The sequence below is a fragment of the Candidatus Auribacterota bacterium genome, from assembly GCA_026392035.1.
Lineage (GTDB): Bacteria > Auribacterota > Tritonobacteria > UBA1439 > UBA1439 > JAPLCX01.
On sequence record JAPLCX010000088.1, the window covers coordinates 1 to 4,896 of the forward strand.

General features: G+C 53.0%; 5 protein-coding genes. 3 read left to right on the forward strand and 2 right to left on the reverse strand.

Annotated features, from left to right (window positions below):
• Positions 1 to 211: 211 nt before the first annotated feature.
• On the forward strand, positions 212 to 1,189 hold the full coding sequence (gene corA, locus NTX71_09810) for a magnesium/cobalt transporter CorA (GenBank protein ID MCX6340193.1): 978 nt from the start codon (positions 212 to 214) through the stop codon (positions 1,187 to 1,189).
• A gap of 85 nt (positions 1,190 to 1,274) precedes the next feature.
• Here corA and greA read toward each other — a convergent pair whose 3' ends face one another.
• Entirely contained in the window at positions 1,275 to 1,736 is a 462-nt protein-coding gene (gene greA, locus NTX71_09815) for a transcription elongation factor GreA (GenBank protein MCX6340194.1), read from the reverse strand.
• 234 nt (positions 1,737 to 1,970) lie between these two features.
• On the opposite strand from greA, the gene NTX71_09820 reads away from it, so the two are divergent.
• The gene (locus NTX71_09820; protein ID MCX6340195.1) at positions 1,971 to 3,137 is read left to right on the forward strand and encodes a class I SAM-dependent rRNA methyltransferase; all 1,167 of its coding nucleotides are present in this window, start codon (positions 1,971 to 1,973) and stop codon (positions 3,135 to 3,137) included.
• A gap of 345 nt (positions 3,138 to 3,482) precedes the next feature.
• Positions 3,483 to 3,611 carry a hypothetical protein gene (locus NTX71_09825; GenBank protein ID MCX6340196.1) on the forward strand — a complete coding sequence of 43 codons (129 nt, stop codon included), beginning with the start codon at positions 3,483 to 3,485 and terminating at the stop codon, positions 3,609 to 3,611.
• Between the two features lie 744 nt (positions 3,612 to 4,355).
• Here NTX71_09825 and NTX71_09830 read toward each other — a convergent pair.
• The gene (locus tag NTX71_09830; protein MCX6340197.1) at positions 4,356 to 4,745 is read right to left on the reverse strand and encodes a PDZ domain-containing protein; all 390 of its coding nucleotides are present in this window, start codon (positions 4,743 to 4,745) and stop codon (positions 4,356 to 4,358) included.
• Positions 4,746 to 4,896: the final 151 nt, after the last annotated feature.

The following is a 4,896-nucleotide window of genomic DNA, read 5'->3' on the forward strand; positions in this document are numbered from 1 at the left end:
CAGGAAACGGGCTCGGGATGGAGCAGCAGGCAAGTCACGAGTGCTGGCGTGAACGGAGCAAGCAGTTGAACCCGCGCATGCGCGAGGGAGGGACCAGATCATGTCTATTGACTCCGCGCCTTTGATGGGTGACCCATTACCATACCCGATGATTTTTCTTGGTGCGCCCGATCGCTTTTGTGTAGAATAAGCCCAGCCAAAGGGAGAAACAATGATCCTATCATGGGCGTATCTGGCGGACGGAACATTTCTCCAGGAGGTGCCTCGCGCGAAGTTCAAGGAACTTCTCTCCGACGAAAAAAACCTCCTCTGGGTGGATATGGAAGACGCGACGGAAGACGAGATCTCCATCCTCAGGGACGATTTTAAATTTCATCCCCTCCTCATTGATGACTGCATCGCCTCGCACAGCCAGCCCAAGGTAGACGAATTCGACGATTATTTCTTCCTCGTCATACACTCCTGCTATTTCTACACGGAGAAAGAGACCGAAGATGCCCTCAACATCCGCGAGCTCGATATATTCATCGGCAAAAATTTCGTGATCACCTTCCACCAGGGGCACATCCGGAGCGTGAGCACGAACCGCAAGCGCTGCGAGCACGGCTGCCAGACTATGACAAAAGGAGCCGGTTTTCTCCTTTACTACATCCTTGACTCGCTCATTGACAACTATTTCCCCATTATGGACACGCTCAGCGAACGACTCGCCAAGCTGGAGGAAGATATCCTCACCAACCCACACCCCGCGCTCATGGCAAAGATGTTCTCGCAGCGGCGCAATATAGTGACGCTGCGGAAAGTGGTGGGGCCGCAGCGCGAGATCATCTCACGATTCATGAGACCCGGCTCCCCCTTCATAAGCGAAGAGGCCCGACCCTACTTCAAGGACATCTACGACCACATTTTCAGGATTTATGATATTACCGAGATGTCGCGTGAACTCATCGCCCAGGACATGGAATCCTATATCTCCTCTATTAACTGGCGGCTCAACGAGACTATGAAAACGCTGACGATTATCGCGACGTTCCTGCTTCCCATCGGCACGATCGCGAGCTTCTACGGGATGAATGTCGAGATACCGGAATTCAAATGGGGTATTTGGGGGTATCTCGCCGTCTGGTTCTGGATGGTCGTCGCGTCGCTCCTGACGCTCCTTTACTTCAAGAAGCGAAGGATGGTCTGACGTGCGACGCAGGCACTCGGGCTGCACTCCCGCGGTGCGAGATGGGTGAGCCGCGCGATTGGAATGAATCCACTGGCGCTCCCGCTCACTGATACCGCTCGATGGAGAGAATCCTGAAATTCCTCGTTCCCCCCGGCGTGGCCGCCGAGAATTCCTGTGATACTCTTTTTGCAATCATCGCCTTCGCGAGGGGGCTCTGGAACGAGATGATATTCCGGTCGAGATCGGCATCCGCCGGGCCGAGGATGCAATATTCCAGCTCTCTCTTTTCATCCAGATCGAGGAGCCTCACCCGCGTGCCGATGGAAACGACATCCGCCGTGATTTTCAGGTCCTCGATGAACTGCGCGCCGGAGAGCTGCTCGGCGATCTGATTGAGCCTTGCGTTGATGAGGTTGAGCCTGTCCCGCGCCGCCTCATATCCCGCGTTTTCCCTGAGGTCGCCCTGCTGGGCGGCCTCCAGTTTCTCCCTGCTCACGCGGGTGATCTCCACCCCTTTCAGTCGCCTTGCCTCCGCACTGAGCCTCTCGTAGGATTTCCGTGTCATGTAGTTCGCGGGCATGGTAACTACAGTGTAAGGCCAAAAGCCTAAAGTTGAAAGTGCAAAATTGTGCGTCGGGCAACCTCTCAGTTATGACGTGTTGATAATGCGAGTGTCATTCCAGAGGAAGAGGGAATCCAGCTTAAAATCTTACTTATTTTAACCTCATCTGTTCCAAAATAATTTGGTAAAATGATGAGCGAATCGGCTCACAACTGATGAGGTATCTGCCCAGGCGCCATGAATCCAAATCCGGTAGCGATCAGCACAAAGGGCCTTCTCTGGTACAGAACGGGCCACGTATGGATATACCGCGACGATCTCACGAGCACAGGCTCCGCCAAGTCAGGCGATATCGTGGAGGTCACTGATGCGCGAGGGAAATTCCTCGGGAAGGCCTTCTACGGTGAGAAATCAAAGATCGCGCTGAGACTCCTCACGAGAAGCGAAGAGGTGATTGACGATTCTTTCTTCGAGCGCCGCATCCGCGAAGCGCTCGATCGGCGCCGGGAAATCATGGGTGAGGGGGCTGCGCTGCGCCTCGTCTATTCTGAAGCCGACGGCATCCCCGGCCTGATCGCCGATAGGTACAGTGACTGGATCGCCATCCAGGCGCTCATACCCGGCGTAGATTCCAGGATCGAGATGATCTCCGGAATATTTCACGATCTCCTCAGCCCCACGGGAATCGTCTGCCGGAACGACGCGAGCGCCCGCGCGCTTGAGGGCCTCCTCCTCGGGAAAAAGGCCCTGTACGGCGGGCAGCCGGGCCTTATTGAAATCAAGGAGGGGCGCCTGCGCTATCTCGCGGACATCTGGAACGGGCACAAGACGGGAGCCTACCTCGATCAGCGCGAAAACCGCTCTGTGGTCGCTCGCTACGCGCGCGGGCGCGTGCTTGACTGCTTCTCGTACCAGGGGCACTTCGCCCTGCACTGTGCGAAGAACGCGGATACGGTTACCGCAGTGGAATCGTCCCGGGATGCGCTCGCGATCCTCGAAAAAAACTGCACACTCAACGATCTCACGAATATCACCCCCCTGGCAGGGAACACCTTCGACCTCCTCCGCCTCTACCAGAGAGAAAAATCACGCTTCGATATGATCGTCCTCGATCCCCCTCCCCTCGCCAGAAAAAAAGCACACGCGGAGGACGCTCTGCGGGGCTACAAGGAGATCAATCTCCGGGCGATGCACCTGCTCAACAACGGCGGCATCCTGGCGAGCTTCTGCTGCTCGCACAGCATATCCCGGGATATCTTCATTAAAATCCTCCGCCTCGCCGCTGCCGACGCGCGCTGCGGTTTCAGGGTCATGGAGGAACTCGGGCAATCAAACGACCACCCGATCCTCCTTAACGTCCCCGAGACCGCCTATCTCAAAGGCGTAATCCTGCAAAAAACATGACGCCCCGCCGCAGGCGCCAGGATATTCCTGAAGATCCCTTCTCTGAAACAAGCAATGCTTTGTTTCCGGAGGAGATGTATAGAAATGCAGTCCATGTTGTACATCCCCATAAGACAATGCACGCATGTCATACCTGCGTAAGCAGGTATCCAACATTAAGACTCATCACATACTGTAAGCGACTGGATTCCGGTTTTCGCCGGAATGACATTCTCACCGTATCGATGGGTCATTGCCGGCTAGTCTTGCAAAATTTGGGGAAGTCCATCCCCCTGCCCGAAATGGCGGATAACATATCGAAACGGTAACTGCTCAGGAGCCAGAATTCAGGAGTCAGGAGTTAGAATGAGGACGCCGGCGGCGACATTTGAGGACTTGGGATACGGCGATGTTTCCGAGTTAATGCAGTTACTCGAAGAGGTCAGCACGCTCCTGGAAGCTTATTCGCAATCCATTCTGGATTCTGGCTCCTGATTTCTGACTACCTGAGAAGGTGTGAAAAAATCCAGTTTCCGGCTTATGTATGTGATATCAGAATATTGTCATTGCGATCCCGCAAAGCGGGAGAAGCAATCTCTTGTTCCGCAATGAGTTGAGATTGCTTCGTCGGCAAAGTCCCGCTTAGCGGGACTCGGCCTCCTCGCAATGACAACCTTAATGCTGATTTTTTCACACCTTCTGAGTAGTTACTTGAAACGTTCACCTGATAGGTGAAATGCAATCAGAAATATTTCTCCCTGTAGGGGCTTGATTCGGCCTTCCACAGATCTGATTAGCGAGGGGCTGACCCGATATTATCATGCGCTTACCTCTCTTCCTCGCTGTTTTAGGCTTGTCTGAGAGAACGCTCCTCCTCTGGAACATTTACTGCTGGATCTCCTGGGTTGCCGTGAAATCATCGTGTGAAGCTCGGTGCGGCCTATGATCCCGGGGGGGCTTCCTGCACTCGCCTCTCTTCGCACAGAAAGCTGTTGCCTGCTGGATACCTCGATGCCATCGGCCCATTCCAACGTGGGTCATTTCGGGACTCAACACCTTCAAGTACTGCTGCCTTGCACCTCGCTTCCTTTCCTGCCTACGCATCAAGCAGCACATTACTGCACTGCCTGCAAGGCTGGATACCGAGCCCGTGGCTAACGGTTACTCGGGCTCCGATCCTATCGGAGCTTGATCTTACGGCATTGCCCAGCCGCAACCGAGGTGTGACCCTGAAGTTTTTTAATCCATGGAAAGATATTCCGGCCCTACGGTGATTTCAAATAATCTGACACCTCGCGCAACCTTAATTTTAACGGCGGTTTTGGAGGGAAGATTATTCAACTCCTGCAAAAGATCCTTTGGAGAATAAATATTTTTGCCATTAACTCCTATTATTCTATCTCCGCTTTTTAAGTTATGCTTTTGGGCAACGCTACCCGCTGCAATTTCATCAATTATTGCACCGGTAGCATGTTCCACATTACCGGTTTTATCTTTTTGTATTATCACATGGTACCTTATACCCAATACCAGCTTTTCACAATAGCTCAGGGAAGTGTATGACAGTGTAGTCGTAAAAAACATAAACACAATCAATCTCTTGAAGAATTTCCAATGTTTTTCTTTCACTCGACACTCTCCTCCACCCAGCAGGGTCAGACCTCTACTATTGACTGTGAATACTTTTATAAATCTTCTCTACCCGCTTCTCGAATCTCTTGTCATTCAATATCTGCTTTTGAAGCCGCGTATGGTTATGTACTACTGCAGCTCCTCCAAT